The organism is Streptomyces parvus, assembly GCF_032121415.1.
Taxonomy (GTDB): Bacteria; Actinomycetota; Actinomycetes; order Streptomycetales; family Streptomycetaceae; genus Streptomyces; species Streptomyces globisporus_A.
On sequence record NZ_CP135079.1, the window covers coordinates 1,721,180 to 1,740,882 of the forward strand.

At 72.9% G+C, this 19,703-nt stretch carries 18 protein-coding genes; 11 read left to right on the plus strand and 7 right to left on the minus strand.

Features of this window, described 5'->3' with window-relative positions:
• The first annotated feature begins 124 nt into the window (after nucleotides 1-124).
• From RNL97_RS08855 to RNL97_RS08870, 4 genes are all read left to right on the plus strand, one after another.
• Nucleotides 125-1,195 (plus strand): heme/hemin ABC transporter substrate-binding protein, encoded by a 1,071-nt coding sequence (locus tag RNL97_RS08855; protein ID WP_313750540.1) that lies wholly within the window; start codon nucleotides 125-127, stop codon nucleotides 1,193-1,195.
• Nucleotides 1,192-2,316: a FecCD family ABC transporter permease gene (locus RNL97_RS08860; RefSeq protein WP_030583900.1), complete on the plus strand. Its 1,125-nt coding sequence runs from the start codon at nucleotides 1,192-1,194 to the stop codon at nucleotides 2,314-2,316. The genes RNL97_RS08855 and RNL97_RS08860 overlap by 4 nt, the downstream gene beginning before the upstream one ends.
• Complete coding sequence (locus RNL97_RS08865; RefSeq protein WP_030583903.1) at nucleotides 2,313-3,152, plus strand: heme ABC transporter ATP-binding protein; 840 nt, start codon at nucleotides 2,313-2,315, stop codon at nucleotides 3,150-3,152. The genes RNL97_RS08860 and RNL97_RS08865 overlap by 4 nt, the downstream gene beginning before the upstream one ends.
• 143 nt (nucleotides 3,153-3,295) lie before the next feature.
• Complete coding sequence (locus RNL97_RS08870; RefSeq protein ID WP_313750541.1) at nucleotides 3,296-4,318, plus strand: SCO2278 family lipoprotein; 1,023 nt, start codon at nucleotides 3,296-3,298, stop codon at nucleotides 4,316-4,318.
• Between the two features lie 56 nt (nucleotides 4,319-4,374).
• On the opposite strand, the gene RNL97_RS08875 is transcribed toward RNL97_RS08870, so the two are convergent.
• Together RNL97_RS08875 and RNL97_RS08880 are read right to left on the minus strand one after the other, a co-directional pair.
• The gene (locus RNL97_RS08875) at nucleotides 4,375-5,121 is read right to left on the minus strand and encodes a bifunctional DNA primase/polymerase (protein WP_313750542.1); all 747 of its coding nucleotides are present in this window, start codon (nucleotides 5,119-5,121) and stop codon (nucleotides 4,375-4,377) included.
• A gap of 166 nt (nucleotides 5,122-5,287) precedes the next feature.
• Nucleotides 5,288-5,947 (minus strand): TetR/AcrR family transcriptional regulator, encoded by a 660-nt coding sequence (locus tag RNL97_RS08880; RefSeq protein ID WP_313750543.1) that lies wholly within the window; start codon nucleotides 5,945-5,947, stop codon nucleotides 5,288-5,290.
• A 79-nt stretch (nucleotides 5,948-6,026) separates the two neighbouring features.
• On the opposite strand from RNL97_RS08880, the gene ddaH reads away from it, so the two are divergent.
• The gene (gene ddaH / locus RNL97_RS08885; RefSeq protein ID WP_374115198.1) at nucleotides 6,027-6,944 is read left to right on the plus strand and encodes a dimethylargininase; all 918 of its coding nucleotides are present in this window, start codon (nucleotides 6,027-6,029) and stop codon (nucleotides 6,942-6,944) included.
• Here ddaH and RNL97_RS08890 read toward each other — a convergent pair.
• A complete protein-coding gene (locus tag RNL97_RS08890; protein ID WP_313750544.1) occupies nucleotides 6,941-7,939 on the minus strand; it encodes a small ribosomal subunit Rsm22 family protein in 999 nt (332 codons plus the stop codon). The genes ddaH and RNL97_RS08890 overlap by 4 nt on opposite strands.
• A gap of 218 nt (nucleotides 7,940-8,157) precedes the next feature.
• On the opposite strand from RNL97_RS08890, the gene RNL97_RS08895 reads away from it, so the two are divergent.
• Nucleotides 8,158-9,477, plus strand: coding sequence for a hypothetical protein (locus RNL97_RS08895; protein WP_030583922.1), 1,320 nt, complete (start codon nucleotides 8,158-8,160; stop codon nucleotides 9,475-9,477).
• Nucleotides 9,478-9,496: 19 nt separating this feature from the next.
• On the opposite strand, the gene RNL97_RS08900 is transcribed toward RNL97_RS08895, so the two are convergent.
• Nucleotides 9,497-10,927: a multidrug effflux MFS transporter gene (locus RNL97_RS08900; RefSeq protein ID WP_243316291.1), complete on the minus strand. Its 1,431-nt coding sequence runs from the start codon at nucleotides 10,925-10,927 to the stop codon at nucleotides 9,497-9,499.
• A gap of 89 nt (nucleotides 10,928-11,016) precedes the next feature.
• Here RNL97_RS08900 and RNL97_RS08905 point away from each other — a divergent pair, with 89 nt between their 5' ends.
• Entirely contained in the window at nucleotides 11,017-12,012 is a 996-nt protein-coding gene (locus RNL97_RS08905; protein ID WP_030583927.1) for a Gfo/Idh/MocA family protein, read from the plus strand.
• A gap of 13 nt (nucleotides 12,013-12,025) precedes the next feature.
• On the opposite strand, the gene RNL97_RS08910 is transcribed toward RNL97_RS08905, so the two are convergent.
• The gene (locus RNL97_RS08910) at nucleotides 12,026-13,693 is read right to left on the minus strand and encodes an alkaline phosphatase D family protein (RefSeq protein WP_313750545.1); all 1,668 of its coding nucleotides are present in this window, start codon (nucleotides 13,691-13,693) and stop codon (nucleotides 12,026-12,028) included.
• Between the two features lie 144 nt (nucleotides 13,694-13,837).
• Here RNL97_RS08910 and RNL97_RS08915 point away from each other — a divergent pair, with 144 nt between their 5' ends.
• The 3 genes from RNL97_RS08915 to RNL97_RS08925 all read left to right on the plus strand — a co-directional run bounded on the left by RNL97_RS08915 (nucleotide 13,838) and on the right by RNL97_RS08925 (nucleotide 16,260).
• Nucleotides 13,838-14,659 (plus strand): SDR family oxidoreductase, encoded by an 822-nt coding sequence (locus RNL97_RS08915; protein ID WP_313750546.1) that lies wholly within the window; start codon nucleotides 13,838-13,840, stop codon nucleotides 14,657-14,659.
• A gap of 161 nt (nucleotides 14,660-14,820) precedes the next feature.
• Nucleotides 14,821-15,300: a lamin tail domain-containing protein gene (locus RNL97_RS08920; RefSeq protein ID WP_030583936.1), complete on the plus strand. Its 480-nt coding sequence runs from the start codon at nucleotides 14,821-14,823 to the stop codon at nucleotides 15,298-15,300.
• 105 nt (nucleotides 15,301-15,405) lie between these two features.
• Nucleotides 15,406-16,260 carry a PhzF family phenazine biosynthesis protein gene (locus tag RNL97_RS08925; protein ID WP_313750547.1) on the plus strand — a complete coding sequence of 285 codons (855 nt, stop codon included), beginning with the start codon at nucleotides 15,406-15,408 and terminating at the stop codon, nucleotides 16,258-16,260.
• Nucleotides 16,261-16,341: 81 nt separating this feature from the next.
• Here the strand turns inward: RNL97_RS08925 and RNL97_RS08930 are convergent, their stop codons facing one another.
• Both RNL97_RS08930 and RNL97_RS08935 read right to left on the minus strand, forming a co-directional pair.
• Nucleotides 16,342-17,364: a hypothetical protein gene (locus RNL97_RS08930; RefSeq protein WP_243313897.1), complete on the minus strand. Its 1,023-nt coding sequence runs from the start codon at nucleotides 17,362-17,364 to the stop codon at nucleotides 16,342-16,344.
• 85 nt (nucleotides 17,365-17,449) lie between these two features.
• A complete protein-coding gene (locus RNL97_RS08935; RefSeq protein WP_030583945.1) occupies nucleotides 17,450-18,094 on the minus strand; it encodes a TetR/AcrR family transcriptional regulator in 645 nt (214 codons plus the stop codon).
• Nucleotides 18,095-18,283: 189 nt separating this feature from the next.
• Between RNL97_RS08935 and RNL97_RS08940 the strand changes: the two genes are divergently transcribed.
• Complete coding sequence (locus RNL97_RS08940; protein WP_243316292.1) at nucleotides 18,284-19,672, plus strand: MFS transporter; 1,389 nt, start codon at nucleotides 18,284-18,286, stop codon at nucleotides 19,670-19,672.
• Nucleotides 19,673-19,703 lie beyond the last annotated feature (31 nt).

The window sequence follows — 19,703 nt, forward strand, 5'->3', positions numbered from 1 at the left end:
CCGAGGACTGGCTACACAGGTAAGGCTAACCTAAGCTATCCCCAGCCCGAGCCGGAACCCTTCCGGTCACGCCGTTACGGCGAACGGCCCATCGCACGCCGCAGAACGACAGGACGGTGCCCCAGTGCGCATCTCGCAGGACTTCGCCCCGACGGGCCCGGACGCCGCGACGACGGCCCGCCGTCGCCCGGCCCGGGGCAGGGCTGCCGCCGCGCTCGCCCTCGCCCTGGTCCTGACCGGCTGCGGCGGCGGAGGCGATGCGGCACCGAAGTCCGCGTCCGCCAGGAGCTCCGCCGACGCGGACCGGGTCGAGCCGCTGGCCGGCGCGCCGAAGCCGAAGCTGCCGGTGACGGTCGACTCGGCCGACGGCGAGAAGGTCACGATCGGCTCCACCGACCGGATCGTGCCGCTGACGGGGTCGCTCAGCGAGATCGTCTTCACCCTCGGGCTCGGCGAGCAGGTCGTCGCCCGGGACATCACCGCCACCTTCGAACAGGCTGCGAGACTCCCGGTGGTGACCCGGGCCCACGACGTCTCGGCGGAGAGCGTGCTCTCCCTGAAGCCGACGATCGTGCTGGCCGACACCACCACAGGCCCGTCCGAGGCCATCGACCAGATCCGGGACGCGGGCATCCCGCTGCTCGTCGTCGAACCCGCCCAGGGGCTCGACGACGTGGGCCGCCGGATCGACACCGTCGCCGAGGCCCTCGGCGTACCCTCGGCCGGGGCGGAGCTCAAGGAGCGCACCGAGAAGCGGATCGCCGAGGTCCAGAAGACCGTCCCGGACCACACCGACGGCGAGAAGCCCCGGGTCGCCTTCCTCTATCTGCGCGGTTCGGCCTCCGTCTATCTGCTGGGCGGCGCGGAGTCCGGGGCCGGTTCGCTGCTGGAGGCGGCGGGCGCGGTCGACGCCGGGAAGGAATCCGGGCTGGACAAGGACTTCACCGCCATCACCAGCGAGGCCCTCGCCAAGGCCGCCCCGGACGCGATCCTGTTGATGACCAAGGGGTTCGAGTCGGTCGGCGGGATGGACGGACTGGTGAGGATCCCGGGGATCGCGGAGACCCCGGCCGGAATGGACCGCCGGGTCGTCACGGTCGACGACGGCGTGCTGCTGAACTACGGGCCGCGTACCGACCGGGTGCTCACCGAGATCGTCGAGCAGCTGTACGCGAAGGGCGGGAAGGGCCGGTGACCACCTCGTACCAGGAACGCACCGGGCCCGTGGAGAAGTCCGCGAGCGGACCGGCGGAGGGCGTCGCCCCCGAGGCCCCCGGCGCCACGTCCCCGCGCAGGAAGGCGTATCTGCTCACTCTGGGGCTCTCGCTCGCCCTGCTCGCCGGCTGTCTGCTGTCGGCGGCGATCGGCGCGTACAGCATCCCGCTCGGGGACGTCCTGTCCTCCGTACAGCACCGGATCGGGCTCGGCGGGCAGGCGCTGGACCGGGTCGGCGAGAGCGTTCTGTGGAACGTGCGGCTCCCCCGGGTCGCCCTCGCGGTACTCGTCGGCGCGTCGCTCGGCTGCGCGGGCGCCCTGATGCAGGGCGTGTTCGGCAATCCGCTCGCCGAACCCGGCGTGATCGGGATCTCGGCGGGCGCGGCGGTCGGCGCGGTCGCCTCGATCGCGCTCGGCCTGACCTTCTTCGGCAACTGGACCATCACCGTCTTCGCGTTCCTCGCGGGGCTGGCGACCGTGCTGCTCGTCTACGCGCTGTCGCGCTCCGGCGGCCGGACCGAGGTGGTGACGCTGATCCTCACCGGTATCGCCGTCAACGCCTTCGCGGGCGCGCTGATCGGGCTCTTCATCTTCTTCGCGGACAACGCGCAGATCACCCAGATCACCTTCTGGCAGCTCGGTTCGCTCTCCCAGGCGACCTGGCCCAAGGTGCTGGCCGTGCTGCCGTGCGCGCTGGCCGGGCTGCTCATCGCCCCGTTCCACTCCCGCAAGCTGGACCTGCTGGCCCTCGGCGAGCGGCCCGCCCGGCACCTGGGCGTGGACGTGGAGCGGCTGCGGATCGTGCTGGTGCTGGTGGTGGCGCTGCTGACGGCCGCCGCGGTCGCCGTGGCCGGGATCATCTCCTTCGTCGGGCTGCTCGTCCCGCATCTGCTGCGGATGGCGAACGGCCCGGGCCACCGCTTCCTCGTCCCGGGCAGCGCGCTCGGCGGCGCCCTGGTCCTGGTGGCGGGTGACCTCGCGGCCCGGACGGTGGCAGCCCCGGCCGAACTGCCGCTCGGGGTGCTGACCGCGCTCTTCGGCAGCCCGTTCTTCTTCTGGCTGCTGCGCAGGACCCGTCGTAAGCAAGGTGGTTGGGCATGAGGACGCTGAGAGATCTGTTCGCGGTACGGACCCGGGAGCTGCCCTCGTCCGTCACGCCCGGCTCCCCCGCCGTCGAGGCCGCCGGACTCTCGGTCCGCCTCGGGCAGCGGCAGGTGCTGGACTCCGTCGACCTGACCGCGTACGCGGGCGAGGTGGTCGCCCTGGTCGGTCCGAACGGGGCCGGCAAGTCGACGCTGCTGGCCGCGCTCGCCGCCGATCTGGCCCCCGGAAGCGGCGAGGTGCGGATCGACGGCCGCCCGGCCGCCGCGTGGTCCGCGCCCGAACTGGCGCTGCGCCGCTCGGTGCTGCCGCAGTCGGCCGTGCTGTCCTTCCCGTTCCCGGTGGAGGACGTCGTACGGATGGGGCGGGCGCCCTGGGCGGGTACGGAGCGGGAGGACGAGGACGACGCGGCGGTGGCCGCTGCGATGGCGGCGACCGAGGTGGCCCGGTTCGCGGCCCGCCCGTTCTCGGCGCTGTCGGGCGGGGAGAAGGCGCGGGTGGCGCTGGCCCGGGTGCTGGCGCAGCGGGCCCCGCTGATGCTGCTCGACGAGCCGACCGCCGCCCTGGACCTGCGCCACCAGGAGCTGGTGCTGCGGATCTGCCGGGAGCGGGCCGCCGCCGGGGACGCGGTGGTCGTCGTCCTGCACGATCTGGGTCTCGCCGCGGCGTACGCGGACCGGGCCGCCGTCCTGCATGACGGGCGGATCGCGGAACTGGGCCCGCCCGGGACGGTGTTCAGCGGCGAACTGCTCGGCGAGGTCTACCGGCAGCCGGTGGAGGTCTTCCCCCATCCCCGTACGGGCACACCCCTGATCGTGCCGGTCCGCCACGCCTGAAGCGGCCCGGCGCGGAGGGGACTTCGGGCCCGAAGTCACGGTGTGGACGCTGTATCCGGTCCGCGCCCGCACGCCGTTCGCGGCCCCGGTAGGGTTTCGACGGTCAGTGCGGGCGACGGATGCAGAAGGCGCAGAAGCAACGGATGACGAGACACCCTGGGCTGGGTCGGCTGACGGCGGGGCTCGCGACGGCGACGGCGCTGTGCGTGACGGCGACCGGCTGTGTGACGGTGCACGGGGAGCTGGAAGTGCTGCCCGGGGCGAAGAAGTCCGAGGCCGCCCAGGCGCTCAAGGACTTCACCGACGCCTACAACGCGGCGGACAAGGCGTTCGATCCGGCCCTGGACGCGGACCGGGTGACGGGCTCGCTCGGCGCGATCAACCAGGCCGGGCTGAAGGCCCGCCGGACGTACAACCCCGACGGCAACAAGGCGCACAAGCCGTTGGTGCTGGACGACGCGGTGTACGTCATCCCCAAGAAGGCGGGCTGGCCGCGCTGGTTCCTCGCGGACACCGACTCCAACCGGGACCAGGACGGCGGGAAGCTGGACACCCGCTGGCTGGTGGTGTTCGTACGGACGGGCCCCGACGCGCTGTGGAAGGCGGCCTACCTCGGCGTCCTCCCGGCGTCCCAGGTGCCGGAGTTCGCCCTGGACGGGGACGGGCTCGCCACCCCGGTGAAGCCGCAGGACGACGAGCTGGCCGTGGCGCCCGCGGAGCTGAGCGCCTCGTACACCGGCTATCTGCAGAACGGCGCCCCGGACGTGTTCACCCCGTCCACGTCGACCTCCGGCTGGCGCGAGACGCGCCGCACCACACGGCGGGCGGGGTTCTCGTACCAGTACGTCGACCAGCCGCTGACGGGCAGCACGTTCGCACCGCTGGGGCTGCGCACCGAGGACGGCGGGGCGCTGGTCTTCTTCAACAGCAAGCACTTCGAACGGCAGGTCGCCGCGGAGGGGCTGCGGCCCGAGGTCAACCCGGATGTGAAGGCGCTGCTCACCGGCGAGGTGAACAGCACCCTCACCAAGGAGCGCGTCTCCAGCCAGCTGGTGCACGTACCGCCGCGGGCCGCGGGGGCCGGTTCCGGTGCGGACACGGCCTCCGGCGGCAAGGTGCGGATGCTGAACCGGCTGCCGGGCCTGATCGCGGCGAAGGGCGAGTAGCCGGATCAGGGCGAGCGGCGGCCGAGAGCCGGCAGCGCACCCCCGCGCGGCTCGGCTCAGCGGCTCAGCGGCCAGGCGATCGCGTCGTGGTCCAGCTCGCTCTGCTCGGCGCTGCCCGCGTACCGGGCGCAGGCATCCGTGAGCGTCTCCAGCAGGGTCAGCGGGTCGGGCAGCTCGTGCTCGGGCCCGCGCACCCAGTGGACGTCCACCTCACCGGGGAGCCGGGCGGGCGGCAGCAGGACGTAGCTGCCACGGCAGTGCCAGCGCAGACCCGGGTGGGCGTCCATGGTCTCGGGGTGGCAGTCCAGCTCGCAGGGCCACCACTCGTCCTCGTCCTCGGGGGTGCCGCGGGTGGCTGTGAAGAAGAGCATCCGGTCGTCGCCGGACCGAGCGACCGGGCCGACGTCGATGCCCGCGTCGAGAAGACGCTCCAGGGCGCTGAGCCCGGCGGTGAGCGGGACGTCCAGCACGTCGTGGATCATGCCGGTCGCGGTGATGAAGTTGGCCTGCGGCTGACCGGCGGCCCAGCGCTCGATCTGGGCCCGGTCGGTGGTCGACTGCGTCTGCCAGGCGAAGGAGACGGGATGCCGGGCGGGGGTGGGACAGCCGATGCGTTCGCACGAACATCGGTATCCGACGGGGTGGGCGGCGGGGGCGATCGGCATGCCCGCCTCGGCGACCGCCACGAGCATGGCCACCCGGGCCGACTCGTCGGTCTCGGCCCCGGCTGATTTGGGACGTCGCCGCAGCCACTGGGAGATCCTGCTCTCTGTGCCGCGGAAACGGCCGGAATCGGCGCCCATCTATCCCCTCACCTCAGCAGTTCACCTCAGCGTTGCCTCTCCATGGTCGCACCATCCTGCGGTTCGGGTGGCCAGAGTTCACCAGCGGGGCCGTGTACCACTGCACCGAGTGAGCACCATCACGCCCGATGTCCCCACATATCGGATACGACGGCGGGCCCCGGCGTCACGGTCGCGGAGCGAGCCCGCCGACGGCGTAGTCGACGATCGCGTCGGCGTACGCATGGGTGAGCGGCAGGGTCCGGAGCAGCCAGCGGTGCATGAGCGGTCCGATGAGCAGTTCCAGGGCGATCCGGGGGTCGATGTCGGCGCGCACGTCCCCGGCCTCCTGGGCGGCCCCGAGCCGTGTGACGTACAACGCGAGCTGCGGATCGAGCAGCTTGCGCACGAATTCGGCGCCGAGCTTCGCGTCCACGATGCCCTCGGCGGTCAGCGCGCGGGTGGGGGCCTCCAGCGCCGGGTCGTTCAGCTCGTCGACGGTGGCCCGCAGGACGAGCTTGAGGTCGGCCACCAGGTCACCGCTGTCGGGGATGCCCGGCGTCTGCGCCCCCTTGCCGGACTCCCCGGCGCCCTCGGCCTCCGGCTCGGTCCCGGCCCCCTCGGCGGACCGGCCCGCCAGGTCCAGGAAGGCGTCCATCAGCACGGCGGCCTTGGAGGGCCACCAGCGGTAGATGGTCTGCTTGCCGACCCCGGCGCGGGCGGCGATACCCTCGATCGTCGTACGCCGGTACCCCACCTCCGTGACGAGGGCGAGGGCGGCGTCGTGGATGGCGCGGCGGGAGCGGTCGCTGCGGCGGCTGGAGTCGGGTGCCTTGGTGGGTGCCATGCGGCCAATCTACGCCAGGCGAGCCGATACGTATCGTCTTGCGATGTTCTTCGCGGGGTCGGGTGAACCACCCGATCGGATCACTGCGGATCCGGCGCGCACGGCGCACCATGGGCTCACGCACAGACCGTGCGCATCCCACCGTTCCGCGGCTCCGGCCGCCGATCGCGAGGAGCCCGAGTTGAACCGTGACGCCACCCCTCGTCGCTACCTGATGTGCGCTCCGACGCACTTCCGGGTGACCTACTCCATCAACCCGTGGATGGACCCGTCCAAACCCGTCGACCTGCCGCTGGCCCAGACCCAGTGGGAGGATCTGCGCGACCGCTACCGGAGCCTCGGCCACACCGTCGAGCTGCTCACTCCCCGCCCCGACCTGCCCGACATGGTCTTCGCCGCCAACGGCGCCACGGTGATCGACGGCCGGGTGCTCGGCGCGCTGTTCGCGTACCGGGAGCGGTTCGAGGAGGCCGGGGCCCACCGTGACTGGTTCCGGGAGAACGGCTTCGCCGAGGTCCATGAGCCGGAACACGTCAACGAGGGCGAGGGGGACTTCGCCGTCACCGCCTCCTGTCTGCTGGCCGGGCGCGGTTTCCGCTCCAGCCCGCTCTCGCACATGGAGGCCCAGGAGTTCTTCGGGGTGCCGGTCATCGGCCTCGATCTGGTGGACCCGCGCTACTACCACCTGGACACCGCGCTCTGTGTGCTGGACGCGGCGGCCGACGAGATCATGTACTACCCGGACGCGTTCTCCGCGGGCAGCCGGGCGGTGCTGCGCCGGCTGTTCCCGGACGCGCTGCTGGCCCGGGAGGCGGACGCGGCGGCGTTCGGGCTCAACTCCGTCAGCGACGGGCGTCATGTGCTGCTGCCGCAGGGCGCGACCGGGCTGCTCGATCCCCTGCGGGACCGGGGCTTCGAGCCGATCCCGATGGACCTGGGCGAGCTGCTCAAGGGCGGCGGCAGCGTGAAGTGCTGTACGCAGGAGCTGCGCGGCTAGCCCTCCGAGCCCTCCGGCGGCCAGGGATCGCCCCAGGCGACGTCCCTGGCCGCCCGGTACAGCTCGCCGTGGCGCTTGCTCACCGTGGCGCGGGCCAGCCCCTCGTCCCGGGTGCACAGCTCCAGCTGGACCAGACCCTTGCGGATCTGCGGTCTGCGGGTGATCCGGGCGGGCCCCGGGGCGACGGGGAAGCGGGTGCCGACGACGTAGCTGAACTTCTCGTCCTCGTGGCTCAGCGAGCCGCCCTTGACCTGCCGGTGCAGCGAGGAGCGGCTGACCCGGGCCGAGAAGTGGCACCAGTCGGCCCCGGGCTCGATCGGGCAGGTGTCGCTGTGCGGGCAGGGGGCCGCGATCCGCAGCCCGGCGGCGATCAGCCGGTCGCGGGCCTCGATGACGCGGGCGTAGCCGTCGGGGGTGCCGGGCTCGACGATCACCACGGCCTGCCCGGCCGCCGCGGCGGCGTCGACCAGCTCGGCCCCGGCGGCGGCCGTCAGCTCCTTGAGGACGTAGCTGACGGTGATCAGGTCGGCCGGGGCCAGCTCCAGGGCCGCGCCGATCCGGGCCCGCTCCCAGCGCGCGTCGCGGAGTGAGGGCACGCCGGACGCCTCGGCCAGTTCGCGGCCGAGCGCGAGGGCCGGTTCGGCCCAGTCCAGAACGGTGGTCGCCGCGCCCTCCCAGGCCCCGGCGACCGCCCAGCTCGCCGCGCCCGTGCCGCCGCCGACGTCGGTGTGGGTGGCGGGGGTCCAGTCGGGCGCGGCCTCGACGAGGGCGTCGAGGGCGGACCGTACGGCTTCGAAGGTGGCGGGCATCCGGTACGCGGCATAGGCGACGACGTCGGAGCGGTCCCGCAGGATCGGGGCGTTCGTCGGGGTCTCCCCGCGATAGCTGGCGATCAGCCGGTCGACGGCCTGCGTGGCCTGCTTGGGCGGCATTCCGTCGAGCAGTCCGGCCAGCGCCGCGCGCAGGGACTGTGCGGTGGGGAGGGTGACGTTCACCGCCGAATTGTAGGCGGAGGCGCCCCGTCGGCCGCATTCCGCTTCGCCGGTGCGGGAGGGGGTACGCGGGCGGGACCGGGGGGCCGGGCGGGCCCCACCAAGCGTTCACGTAACCGGTACGGAACAGGAATCCGGCGAACTCCACGTGACCGGAAGCCTGTTGCTACGCTGGCCCGCGCGTGCACGGCACCAGATCAAGATGGTCCAGCGGGGGAGCCATGAGGCAGAAGATCGTGCGGCTGACGCTGGTCGGCGGGGTGGTCTTTCTCGCCCTGCTCCTGCTGCTGGCCACCTGCGGCGGCGATCCCGAGGGCAAGAAGAAGGACGGCGCGGCCGCCGCCACGGCGAAGCCGGTGCTGCCGAGCGCGGGCCCGGTGACCCGGCTGACCGTTCCGCCCGAGTACACGACGGAGCGGGGCTGGGAGATCATCGGCTCCTCCCCCGATGTCGCCGTCTCCCATACGACGGGTCTGCTGGCCTATCTGGAGCGGGCCGAGGAGAACCGCTACCGGTTGCGCACCGTCGACACGGCCACCGGCGAGCTGGGCTGGCGGGGCCAGGCCTGGCAGCCGCCGGACCCGCTGCACTACCCGAAGCTCGCCACGGTGGCCAAGGGCGACCGGCAGTACTTCGTGACCTGGTCCTACGGGAAGGTCGGCGACGGTCTTTCGCCGTCGAGCACCTTCCTCGCCCTCGATCTGTACGACGTGACGAACGGGAACCGGCAGCGCGTCGAGGTGCCGTGGTCCGGGGCCCCGAAGGTGACCACGACCGGGCCCGGCATCGTGATCAGCGACGCGAAGGCGAACAGCACCCTGATCGACCCGGTCACCGGTGAGGTGACCGAGCTGGGCGCGGACAAGCTCGGGTATCCCAAGGGCTGCCCGGCCTGCAAGCAGCTCACCGAGGTGCACGGCCAGACCGCCGACGGCCTGCTGCTGGGCGGGGCACGGGAGTTCTGGGTGCGCGGCGGCTGGTTCAGCCGGAACGTCGCGCCCAAGGGGACCGAGAAGGGCAGCGGCGTGGTGACGTCGATGACCCCGGACCATGTGCTGGCGAAGTGGCAGCCCGCGAAGAAGACCAAGCGGGCGGCGACCCATGAGCTGTGGGCGGTGCACGACGCGGCGACCGGGGAGGTGCTCACCTCGGTGGAGTGCCACAAGCCGGCCATAAAGCCGGGCCGCTACCCGCAGGCGGTCCTCTCCCCGTCGGGCGACTACCTGATCGCCGGGAACCTGGCCTTCGACCTGGAGGCGAAACAGGGCCGCTGCTTCGAGGACGAGGGCGGCACCGCGCATCTGACGCTGGCCACGGTGACGGACGACGGGATCGCGTACGGGGCCGAGAACGCGCGCGACGCCTCGGAGGCGCTGTCCGGCGGCGGGCTCCCGGTCGCGATGGACTTCGCCACCTGGAGCACCGAGCGGCTGTCGCGCAACGCCCGGCTGCCGGGGACGGAGACGACGGGGGTCGGGGTGTTCCGCTGGACCGACCGGCAGGACCGCACGCATCTGATCGGCTACCCGCGCACGGGCTGAGCCCGCCCGGACCTCTGTGTCAGAGGCCGCCGGCCTCGCGCCCCGCGCGCTGCCAGGGGCGGCACAGGATCAGGAAGCAGCCCACCGCCGCCACCGCGCAGACCACCTGGACGACGGCCATCGGGACGGCCGTGTCCTCCCCCGCGACGCCGACCAGCGGGGAGGCGACGGCCCCGATGAGGAACGAGGACGTGCCGAGCAGCGCGGAGGCGGAGCCCGCCGCGTGCTTGGTCCGCAGGAGGGCCTGGGCGTTGGTGTTCGGCATCGCGAGGCCCATCGCCGACATCAGGACGAACAGCCCGGCGGCGACGGGGACGAGCCCGACCTCGCCGAAGACGCCGGTCGTCATGAGGAGCAGCGCGACGGCGGCCAGCACGATCACGGCGAGGCCGAAGCCGAGCACCTTGTCGAGGCGGAAGCGGCCCACGAGGAGCTTGCCGTTGATCTGGCCCACGGCGATCAGACCGATGGAGTTGAGCCCGAAGAGCAGGCTGAAGGTCTGCGGCGAGGCCCCGTAGATCTCCTGCACGACGAACGGGGAGGCGGAGATGTACGCGAACAGGACGGCGAAGGCGAGCCCGCCCGCGACCATGTAGCCGGTGAAGACCCGGTCGGCGAGCAGCCCGCGCATGGTGCGCAGGGCGTCGGCGACACCGCCGGTGTGGCGGGCGGCGGGCGGCAGCGTCTCGTGCAGCCACTTCCATACGACGAGGGTGAGCACGATGCCGACCACGGTCAGCACGACGAAGATGCCCCGCCAGTCGGTGACCCGCAGAACCTGCCCGCCGATCAGCGGCGCGACGATCGGGGCGGCCCCGGAGATCAGCATCAGGGTGGAGAAGAAGCGGGCCATCTCCACGCCGTCGTAGAGGTCACGCACCACGGCCCGCGCGATGACGATCCCGGCCGCGCCCGCGAGCCCCTGGAGGAGGCGGAAGCCGATGAGGAGTTCGGCGGTGGGGGCCAGGGCGCAGATCGCGGTGGCGAGGACGTAGACGACCATGCCGAGGAGCAGCGGCGTGCGGCGGCCCCACCGGTCGCTCATCGGTCCGACGACGAGCTGGCCGAGCGCCATGCCGGCCAGGCACGCGGTCAGGGTGAGCTGGATGGTGGCGGCGGGGGCGCTCAGGGAGTCGGTGACGGCGGGGAGCGCCGGGAGGTACATGTCCATGGACAGCGGCGGCAGGGCGGTGAGCCCGCCGAGGACCAGGGTGACCAGGAGTCCGGTGCGCCGGGCGGCCTTCGCGGCCGGGCCGGGGAGTCCGGGGGTCGCGGGCCCGCCGGGCGCTCCCGGCAGGCCGGCGGGGGCGGTGGCCCGCGGGGCGGCCGGGTCGACGGAGAGGGCGCCCGCGTCCCCGTGCGGGACGGCCGTGGCCTCGTCGGCTCCGGGTCCGGTCCCGGAGGTGGGTATGTGTGCTCGCTGGGCCCGGCTGCCGCCGCTCTCCGGCATGGTCATCTCCACATCGTTGAATCCGCATCTATGCTCTCAGCTCGGCCGGAGTGGTCGATACCTTTTTCGGGTGGGCTGGGGTGGCGGGCATGGGTGACAGGGTGCGCTGGGGTGTTCTGGCGACGGGCGGCATAGCCGCGACCTTCACGGCGGACGTACAAGGGCTCCCCGACGCCGAGGTGGTGGCCGTCGCCTCGCGTACGGAGGCCTCGGCGCGGGCCTTCGCCGACCGGCACGAGATCGCCCGGGCGTACGGCAGCTGGGCGGAGCTGGTCGCCGACGACACGGTGGACGTGGTCTACGTGGCCACCCCGCACTCGGCGCACCACGCGGCGGCCGGGCTGGCGCTGCGGGCCGGAAAGCATGTGCTGTGCGAGAAGGCGTTCACGCTCAACAGCCGGGAGGCGAAGGAGCTGGTGGCGCTCGCCCGGGAGCGGGGCCTGTTCCTGATGGAGGCCATGTGGACCTACCTCAACCCGGTGGTCCGCCGGCTGACCGAGCTGGTCCGGGACGGGGCGATCGGCGAGATCCGTACCGTCCAGGCGGACTTCGGCTTCGCGGGCGACTTCGCGCCCGGCCACCGGCTGCGCGACCCGGCCCTGGGCGGCGGGGCGCTGCTGGACCTCGGGGTCTACCCGGTGTCGTTCGCGCACCTGCTGCTGGGCGAGCCGGACCGGATCCAGGCCGACGCACTGCTGTCGCCGGAGGGTGTGGACCTGAACACCGGCATGCTGCTCGGCTGGGACTCCGGTGCCACCGCGCTGCTGTCCTGCTCGATCGTCGGCCACCATCCCACGGCGGCCACCGTGATCGGCACGGCCGGGCGGATCGACATCCCGCGCGACTTCTTCCACCCGGACCACTTCGTGCTGCGGCGGGCGGGTGCGGAGCCCGAGACGGTCACGTCGGGGCCGGGCCCGCAGGGGCTGTCGGGCATGCAGTACGAGGCGGTCGAGGTGGCGCGCGCGGTGCGGGCGGGCGAGCCGGAGTCCCCGCTCGTCCCGTTGGAGGGTTCGCTGGCGGTGATGCGGACGCTCGACGCGGTACGGGACCGCATCGGCGTCCGCTACCCGGCGGATGCCTGACGCTGCTCGCGGGCTAGGCGGGCGTGAGCCCCGGGTTCCCGGCCTCCGTGACGAACGAGGCCGCCGTGGTGAGGGGGGCCCCGGGGGTCGTGACGGCCGCTACCGTACGGAAGTCGGCGCGGGCCTCCTTCGTGCCGAGGGTGACGACCGCGTAGCCGCGCCGCCCGTTGTAGTGCTTGAGGTGCGGGTTGGCGCGGGTCTGGTTCTCCCAGTTGGCGGGCCGGTCCGAGCCGTCCCTGCCGCTGGCGACGGAGGTGGTGACGATCTCCGTGCCGACGGTGCGCGATGCGGGGTCGGCGAAGTCCTTCTTCAGGTCGAAGGCGTACGAGACGTGGACGTCGCCGGTGAGGACCATCAGGTTGTCCACCCCGGCGGCCTCGGCGCCGGCCAGCACCCGCTGCCGGGAGGCGGGGTAGCCGTCCCAGGAGTCCATGGAGAGCTTGAAGGCGCTGGTGGGCACATCGCGCCGCCGAGCGAAGGTGACCTGCTGCGGGACGACGTTCCAGGTGGCGTTCGAGGCCCGCCAGCCGTCGATCAGCCAGCGTTCCTGGGTGGCCCCGGTCATGGTGCGCGCGGGGTCCTCGGACTCGGGGCCCGGGGTGCGCCAGCCGTCGCCGTACGCCTGGTCGCTGCGGTACTGGCGGGTGTCGAGGATGTCGAACTGGGCGAGCCGCCCGAAGCGGAGGCGGCGGTAGAGCGTCATATCGGGTCCGGTGGGGCGCTGCGGGGTGCGCAGCGGCTGGTTCTCCCAGTACGCGCGGTACGCGGCGGCCCGGCGGAGCAGGAACTCCTCGGGGGCGACCTCGTTCTCGGGGATCTCGCCCGCGTAGTTGTTCTCGGTCTCGTGGTCGTCCCAGGTGACGACGAAGGGGTGGGCGGCGTGGGCGGCGCGCAGGTCCGGGTCGGACTTGTAGAGGGCGTAGCGCAGCCGGTAGTCCTCCAGCGTCGTCGTCTCGCGGTTGAAGAGGTCCGGGAGGCGGCGGTCGGTGTAGTTGCGGGCCCCGCCGGTCGCGTTGACGGCGTACTCGTAGAGGTAGTCCCCCAGGTGGAAGACCACGTCGACGTCCTCGGCCGCGAGGTGGCGGAGGGCGGTGAAGTACCCGTCGTGGTACGCCTGGCAGGAGACGGCGGCCAGTGTGAGGGAGCTGTTACGGGCGCCGGGGGCGGGGGCGGTGCGGGTGCGGCCGACCGGGCTGGTCCAGCTGCCGGTACGGAAGCGGTAGTGGTAGAGGCGGCCGGAGTCCAGGCCCTGGACCTCGGCGCGGACGCTGTGGGCGAACTCGGGGTGGGCGGTGACCGATCCGCGCCGCTCGATACGGCGGAAGCGCTCGTCGCGGGCGACCTCCCAGCGCACCTCGACCCGGCCGCTCGGCAGTCCGCCGCCCGGCTCGAAGGGGCGGGGGGCGAGCCGGGTCCAGATCAGGACGGAGGTGGGATGCGGATCGCCGGAGGCGACCCCGAGGGTGAAGGGGTCCTCGGCGATCCGGCGGGCGTCGACCTCGGCTGCGCTCGCCGTGCCGGCGGCGGGCAGGTTGACGGCGAAGGCGAGCGCGGCGGCGGCTCCGGTGACGGTCAGGAAGCGCCGACGGCCCACCCCTGGTTCCAGTAAGCGGGCGGCGGTGCGGAGTTCGTTGGCTCGGTTGCTCTGATCGGGCGTCATGATGGTCCGTGCGGTTGTCATATGCCCCTCCTCAGCCCGGATGCTGTCGGGATTCATGGCAGTGGGAGGGAACGACGCACCGTTGTCGCGTGCACAACATCCGCATGGCGGGTCGATGAGCACCGCGTGCCCTGTGCACGCAGCTGTCCCGTACGCTGCCGGGCCATGAACACAGAGCTGACAGAGCAGACAGGGCAGACCGAACGAGCCGGGCGCACCGGCGGGGATGCCGGGCAGCCCGGCCGGAAGGTGGCCGTGGTCACGGGGGCGGGATCGGGGATCGGACGGGCCGTCGCGCTCGCCCTCGCGAGCGGGGGCTGGTCGCTGGCGCTGGCGGGTCGGCGGGCCGAGCCGCTGGCGGAGACGGCGGCCGCCGCCGGGGACACCGGGGCACTGTGCGTCACCGCGGACGTGACGGACGCCGACGAGGTGGCCGCGCTCTTCAGCGCCGTACGGGCCCGGTTCGGCCGGCTGGACCTGCTGTTCAACAACGCGGGCACGTTCGGCCCCGGCGGCGTACCGCTGGAGGACCTGGCCGTAGCGGACTGGCGGGCGGTCGTCGATGTGAACCTGACGGGCGCTTTCCTGTGCGCGCAGGCGGCATACCGGCTGATGAAGGAGCAGGACCCGCAGGGCGGCCGGATCATCAACAACGGCTCGATCTCCGCCCACGCACCGCGCCCGCACTCGATCGCGTACACGGCGACCAAGCACGCGATCACCGGGCTGACGAAGTCGCTGTCGCTCGACGGCCGCCCCTACCGGATCGCCTGCGGCCAGATCGACATCGGCAACGCGGCGACGGAGATGACCGAGCGGATGCGGACCGGGATCCTCCAGGCCAACGGGGAGCTGGCGGTGGAGCCGGTGATGGCGGCGGCGGACGTGGCGCGGACGGTGCTGCACATGGCGGAGCTGCCGCTGGAGGCGAACGTCCAGTTCGCCACGGTCATGGCGACGAACATGCCGTACGTCGGACGGGGCTGAGACCCGGGGGTACACATGATCACCCGCGATCACATCCGATCGAACGGGCCAACAGATAACCGGACTTGCGGATTTCACGATCCGTGGCCGAGCAACCGCGCGCTGTCCGTATGATCGCATCCTGTTACGCCTTCACCAGAACGACACAGAAGGAACACCGCATGCGCATACGTATCGCCGCGCCGATCGCCCTGGCCGCCGCCACCGCACTGGCCGGCTCGCTCCTCGCCACGGCGGCGCCGGCCTCGGCGGCCGCCCACCAGGGCGGGCTGCACTTCGGGGCTGTTCAGTTCGACGGCCCCGGCAAGGACGACCGGTCGAAGAAGTCGCTGAACGCCGAGTGGGTGAACATCCACAACAACAGCAAGAAGAAGGTCCAGCTCAAGGGCTTCAAGGTGAAGGACGAAACGGGCTACACCTACACCTTCGGCAGCTACACCGTCGGCGCGGGCAAGACGGTCAAGCTCCGCACCGGCAAGGGCAAGAACGTCTCGGGCACCGTGCACTGGAACCGGGGCTCGTACGTCTGGAACAACACCGGCGACAAGGCGCGGCTGATCAAGCCGAACGGGAAGCTCCAGGACTCCTGCTCCTGGGGGAAGTCCACGAAGGCCAACAAGGGCGCCAAGAACTGCCACTGAGCCGTCAGGTGCCTTCGGGGAGGGCTGGTCGCGGCTGCCGGGGAGTCGCGACCAGCCCGCTCCCACGGAGGGAATGGCGGGGGCGGCGGCACGGTTGTCTGCTGCATGACACATGATCACCGGCCCGAGGTCCTGCGTTACACCGCCTTCTCCGCCGATCCCGCGGGCGGGAACCCCGCCGGGGTCGTCCTGGACGCCGGCGGGCTGGACGGGGAGCGGATGCTCGCGATCGCGGCGGAGCTGGGTTACAGCGAGTCGGCGTTCCTGACGGAGCGGACCGGCGCGGACGCGTACACGATCCGCTACTTCAGCCCGAAGGCCGAGGTGCCGTTCTGCGGTCACGCCACGGTCGCCACGGCTCTCGCACTGGCCGAACGGGACGGGCCCGGCGCGCTGGAGTTCACGACGCCCGCGGGCGTGGTCCCGGTCTCCGTCGTCCGGGAGGGCGGCACCCTCCTCGCCACCCTGACCAGCGTGGCGCCGCATGTCGAGCAGACCGCCGAGGCCGACCTGGCGGAGGCTCTGGCGGCCCTGGACTGGGCGGCAGCCGATCTCGACCCGGCCCTGCCGCCCCGGATCGCCTACGCGGGGGCCCGGCACCTGGTGCTGGCCGCCGCCACCCGGGAACGGCTGGCGGACCTAAACTACGACTTCGCGCGGCTGGAGGCGCTGATGCGCCGGATCGACCTGACCACCCTGCAACTGGTGTGGCGCGAGGGGCCCGGGGTGTTCCACGTCCGGGACCCGTTCCCGGTGGGCGGGGTTGTCGAGGACCCGGCCACCGGCGCGGCCGCGGCCGCCTTCGGCGCGTACGCACGGGAGCTGGGGCTCGTACCGGAGGCGACGGTACTGACCCTGCACCAGGGGGCGGACATGGGCCGCCCCGGCACCCTCACCGTCGAACTGCGCGCGGGCGACGCCCGGATCCGGGTCAGCGGAACGGGCGCCCGGATCGGCTGAGGGCCGGAGTACGGGGTCGGCCGAGGACCCGCCGCGGGCCGACCGGACCTCCGACGTACGGGGCGGGGCCGGGAGCCCGGCTCAGCCGGTCGCGTTCTCGGCCGGGGAGACATGGGCGTACCAGCGCTCCGTCTCCTCCGGGTCGAGGGCGCGCTCCAGCAGGGCCTCCCCGCGCATGCCGGGGAGGAAGCGGCCCGCGGGCCAGGTCCGCCGGTAGGACGGCTCGTCCAGGACCAGCAGCCGGACGCCGTCGACGACGGGTATGTCGGCGGGGGCGCCCTCGTTCCAGATCAGTCCGCCGTCCGGGGCCACCAGGTCGAAGGAGCCCACGGTGTCCACCTGGCCGGGGGTCTCCCGGCAGACGGCCACCTCCTGCGACGACGGCGCATGGCCCTCCACATGGCCCCCGCCGATGAGCGCGTCGGCGAGCAGCGTGTGCAGCTGGAAGTTGTCCCCGATACCGGAGATCCGCAGGAGGTAGCCGGTGCCGCTCGTCCGGTGGAGGGCGACGAGCGGTTCGTCGTCCAGCACCAGGAGTGCGTGGGCGAGGGACTTCAGCTCCAGGCCGGAGACCCGCTCCAACGCGCCGAGCAGCCGCAGCGCGTCGCCCCGGGCCCCGGCCTCCCGCCGCACGCCGGGGTGGTTCAGCATCGCGACGGCGGCCATCTCCCACTGGGGAAGCGTGCCCCAGCCGACGGCCGCCTCGAAGCCGGCCCGCTCCACGAGCTCCGGGCCCGGCTCGCCGCCGTCCGGGGCGGGAAACCCGCCGCCTCCGGTCGCGGCCCAGGCGTCGGCGAACGCCACGGCCTGTTCCAGCGCCCACCGCAGCCCGGCCAGCACCCCCGGGGCACAGCGCTCGGCGTCCGCGCCGCGCTCGACGCAGGCCCCCACGAGCACGGCGACCACGGCACGCGGGCCGGGCGGCACCTGCTCCAGCACGGCGGCGAGCCGCGGCCCGCCGTCCAGCAGCTCCGCCTCCCTGGCCTGACCGAAGGTCTCCTGCAACCGGACGAACGCCTTGCCGGACCGCTTGGCGTCCTGCGCCGACACCGCCGCCTCGAAGTCGGCGACGGCTCCCCCGAACCCGGCTCTACCGAATATCATTCCCCCACTTTATCGACGGCCCGTTCGATGCCATGAAGCCGGTCCCGCCCAGGGGAACCGACCCCGCCACGGGCTCCCGCGCCCCTCACCGTACGAACACGCCCGCCCGCGCGGCGGCTTCGGTCGCGGCGGCCGCCCGGTCGGCGACCTCCTCGTCCAGCGGGGCGCCGCTGACGAGCAGCCGGTAGTAGAGCGGCGCCGACACCGCCGCGATCACCTCGCCCGGGTCCGTGCCCGCGGGCAGTTCACCGCGTTCGACCGCCGCTTCCACACAGCCGGACCACTCCCGGATCCGCACCGCGTAGAAGCGGTGGAGCGCCTCGGCGGTACGCGGATCGCAGGCGGCGGCCGCGATGACGGCCACGAAGAGGGCCCCTTGGCGGGGGTCGGTCAGCGTGCGGACCACGAGGCGGGCGTTGGCCCGGAGGTCCTCGGCCAGGGATCCGGTGTCCGTACGCGGCAGTGACTGCTCCGCCATGTCCGTGAGCAGGTCGGCGACCAGCCCGGCGGGGGCGGACCAGCGACGGTAGACGGTCGTCTTGCCGACCTGGGCCCGCCGGGCGACGTCGGCCAGGTCGAGGCCGTCGAAGCCGTGCTCGACCAGCGCGTCACCGGCCGCGCGCAGCACCGCCTCGCGCACCCGGGCGGTGCGACCGCCGGGGCGCACGGTGCCGGGCTCCACCTCCTCGACGTCGACGTCTTCAGCACCTTCAGCACCCTCAGAAGTCATAACGGGTCTCCAGTTCCATTAACGACACCCCTCCTGCTACGGTGACACCACCTTAACGGAACCGCAGAACCGTTAAGCCTTTCCCGCGTCCAGGAAGGCGCCCCTGCCATGCCCGCTCCCCGTACCGCATCCTCCGACACCGGCCCCGCGGTGGGCCCCACGACCGTTCCGCCCGCCGCCTCCCTCCGCATGTCCAGCCGCCAGAGACTCGTCCTGGCCCTGCTGCTCGGCTCCCAGTTCATGATCGCGGTGGATTTCTCGATCCTGAACGTGGCGCTGCCCGTCGTCGGGGAAGGGCTCGGCTTCTCCCTCGCCGGTCTCCAGTGGATCGCCACCTCCTTCGCGCTCGCCGCCGCCGGGTTCACGCTGCTCTTCGGCCGGGTCGCCGATCTCGTCGGCCGCAAGAACCTGTTCGTCGGCGGCATGGCCGTCCTCGGACTCTCCTCCGTGCTCGGCGGCCTCGCCACCTCGCCCGAGGTGCTGCTCACCGCGCGGGTGCTGCAGGGACTGGCCACCGCGGCCGTCACCCCGGCCGGACTCGCGCTGCTGACCACCGCCTTCAAGGAGGGGCCGCTGCGCGAGCGGGCGCTGGGGCTCAACGGGGCCCTGATGTCCGCCGGGTTCACCGCCGGAGCGATCCTCGGCGGGCTCCTGACGGACCTGCTCTCCTGGCGTTGGGCCTTCTTCATCAACGTCCCCGTCGCGGCGCTGGTCGTGATCCTCGCTCCGGCCGTGATCACCGACTCCCGGCCGGAGCGACGCCCCCAGCTGGACGTGCCCGGCGCGGTCACCGTCACCGGCGGACTGCTGCTGCTCGTTCTCGGGCTGACCCAGGCCGGCGAGACCGGCTGGACCAGGCCGACCACGCTGGCCGCGCTGGCCGCCGGAGCCGTCCTCCTGGTCGCGTTCGTCCGCATCGAGCAGCGGGCCGCCGCACCGCTCGTCCCGATCCGCATCCTGAAGCGGCGCAGCGTCGTCTGGGGCAACACCGCCGGGCTGATCGCGTTCGTCACCGAAACCTCGCTGGTCTTCCTGCTGACCCTCTACCTCCAGGAGGTCCTGGGCTACTCCGCACTCGCCACCGGCCTCGCGTTCGGCGTGCTCGGCGCGGGCACGGTGGTCGGCGGCGTGCTCGGCGGACGGGCGGTGGGCCGCTTCGGCAACCGCCGCGCCATCGTCCTGGGCGGCACCGTCCAGGCCGCAGCCACCCTCTCCCTCGTGGCGCTCGGCACCTCCGGGGCGTGGATCTGGCTCCTGCTTGCGGCCACCTTCGTCGGCGGCGTCGGCAACATGCTGGTGATCGTCGGCTTCATGGTCACGGCGACCTCGGGCCTGCCGGACGAGGAGCAGGGGCGGGCCACCGGGCTGGCGACGATGACACAGCAGGTGGGCATCGCCCTCGGCATTCCGGTGATGAGCGCGGTGGTCACCGCCCGGACGGGGGGCGCGAACGGGCCCGACGCGGTACTGTCCGGCGTCTCCACCGCGATCCTGGTCAACTCCGCACTGGTCCTGGCCGGCGCCGTACTGGCCGGGTACTTCCTGGCGGGCGGCGTCCGGAGGCGGGAGGACGGGTGATCCGGTCCCGCTTCCCGGGCCCGCCCGGGAA

Bases quoted from the DNA above. Each gene is read 5' to 3' on its own strand.
- RNL97_RS08865 (WP_030583903.1), top strand. From the start codon at position 2,313: ATGAGGACGCTGAGAGATCTGTTCGCGGTACGGACCCGGGAGCTGCCC.
- RNL97_RS08870 (WP_313750541.1), top strand. From the start codon at position 3,296: ATGACGAGACACCCTGGGCTGGGTCGGCTGACGGCGGGGCTCGCGACG.
- RNL97_RS08875 (WP_313750542.1), bottom strand. From the start codon at position 5,121: ATGGGCGCCGATTCCGGCCGTTTCCGCGGCACAGAGAGCAGGATCTCC.
- RNL97_RS08880 (WP_313750543.1), bottom strand. From the start codon at position 5,947: ATGGCACCCACCAAGGCACCCGACTCCAGCCGCCGCAGCGACCGCTCC.
- RNL97_RS08895 (WP_030583922.1), top strand. From the start codon at position 8,158: ATGAGGCAGAAGATCGTGCGGCTGACGCTGGTCGGCGGGGTGGTCTTT.
- RNL97_RS08900 (WP_243316291.1), bottom strand. From the start codon at position 10,927: ATGCCGGAGAGCGGCGGCAGCCGGGCCCAGCGAGCACACATACCCACC.
- RNL97_RS08905 (WP_030583927.1), top strand. From the start codon at position 11,017: ATGGGTGACAGGGTGCGCTGGGGTGTTCTGGCGACGGGCGGCATAGCC.
- RNL97_RS08910 (WP_313750545.1), bottom strand. From the start codon at position 13,693: ATGACAACCGCACGGACCATCATGACGCCCGATCAGAGCAACCGAGCC.
- RNL97_RS08915 (WP_313750546.1), top strand. From the start codon at position 13,838: ATGAACACAGAGCTGACAGAGCAGACAGGGCAGACCGAACGAGCCGGG.
- RNL97_RS08920 (WP_030583936.1), top strand. From the start codon at position 14,821: ATGCGCATACGTATCGCCGCGCCGATCGCCCTGGCCGCCGCCACCGCA.
- RNL97_RS08925 (WP_313750547.1), top strand. From the start codon at position 15,406: ATGACACATGATCACCGGCCCGAGGTCCTGCGTTACACCGCCTTCTCC.
- RNL97_RS08930 (WP_243313897.1), bottom strand. From the start codon at position 17,364: ATGATATTCGGTAGAGCCGGGTTCGGGGGAGCCGTCGCCGACTTCGAG.
- RNL97_RS08935 (WP_030583945.1), bottom strand. From the start codon at position 18,094: ATGACTTCTGAGGGTGCTGAAGGTGCTGAAGACGTCGACGTCGAGGAG.
- RNL97_RS08940 (WP_243316292.1), top strand. From the start codon at position 18,284: ATGTCCAGCCGCCAGAGACTCGTCCTGGCCCTGCTGCTCGGCTCCCAG.